The sequence below is a fragment of the Meridianimaribacter flavus genome (assembly GCF_004366715.1).
Lineage (GTDB): Bacteria > Bacteroidota > Bacteroidia > Flavobacteriales > Flavobacteriaceae > Gaetbulibacter_B > Gaetbulibacter_B jejuensis.
On sequence record NZ_SOQZ01000014.1, the window covers coordinates 1 to 1,411 of the forward strand.

At 36.7% G+C, this 1,411-nt stretch carries 1 pseudogene; it reads right to left on the reverse strand.

Annotation, left to right across the window (positions count from 1 at the left end):
• A pseudogene (locus tag A8975_RS14605) lies at nt 1–1,411 on the reverse strand (hypothetical protein); the annotation flags it as partial.

Consider the following 1,411-nt stretch of genomic DNA (forward strand, 5'->3'; position numbering starts at 1 on the left):
GTATCTACGATAGTAAATATAGCAGTAGTAGTACTTGAGTTACCACAACCATCAGTAGCTGTAAAAGTTACAGTAGCTGAACCAGTTGCACCACAAGCATCTGCAAGTTTATCAAAATCATTTGTCCAAGTAACATCTGAACATACATCAGAGGCAATAGCGCCACCATTATTAGTTAACCAATCATTAAGGTCATCAACATTACCAGCACCATCACATTCTACAGTTAAGTCAGAGGCTTCAGTATCAATAGTTGGGTTTAATAAATCTAATATCGTAAAGAGAGCAGTAGTACTTGATGAGTTTCCACATTCATCAGTAGCTGTAAAAGTTACTAAAGCACGACCAGTTGCACCACATTGATCTAAAAGACCTGAGTAATTATTAGTCCAAGTAATTGTTGAGCATTGATCAATAGCTACAGCTCCTGCCTGAGTATCTAACCAAGCTTGTAATTCATCAGTATTTCCTGAACCATCACATTGAACTGTTTGGTCAGCAGCTACCGTTGAGATTACTGGGTTTAAAGTATCTTCAATTGTAAATATAGCTGTAGTAGTTGAAAAGTTTCCACAGTCATCAGTAGCTGTAAATGTTACAGAAGCAGAACCAGTTGCACCACAAAGGTCACTTAATTCAGTAAAATCATTTGTCCATGTTACGTTTCCACATAAGTCAGATGCAATTGCACCACCATTACTAGTTAACCAATTATTAAGGTCATCAATATTACCAGCACCATCACATTCTACAGTTAAGTCACTAGCTTCTGTATCTATTGTAGGCGCAGTTATGTCTTCGATAGTAAATATAGCAGTAGTAGTACTTGAGTTCCCACAACCATCAGTAGCTGTAAATGTTACAGTAGCTGAACCAGTAGCACCACAAAGGTCACTTAATTCAGTAAAATCATTGGTCCATGTAATTGTAGAACAATCATCAGAGGCAATAGCTCCACCGTTATTAGTTAACCAATCATTAAGGTCATCAGTATTACCAGTACCATCACATTGTACAGTTAAATTGGAAGCTTCATTATCAATAGAAGGATTAGCTGTGTCCTGAATAGTATAAGAAGCAGTAGTACTTGATGTATTTCCACAAGCATCAGTAGCTGTAAACGTTACTAATACAGGAGTAGAACAATCTGATTGAGCTCCGTTGTAATTATTTGTCCAGGTAACATCACCACAATTGTCTGATGCTACAGCACCACCATTATTATTTAACCAGTTTTCTATTTCTCCATTATTACCTGAACCATCACATTCTACAGCGATATTTGTTGCATCAATATTAATTACAGGATCAGTAGTGTCAATTACGTTTATGATTTGATCTTGAGATACATCGTTACCACAATCGTCAGTAGCAGTCCAAGTTCTAGTAATAGTTTGAGTATTACCACAAG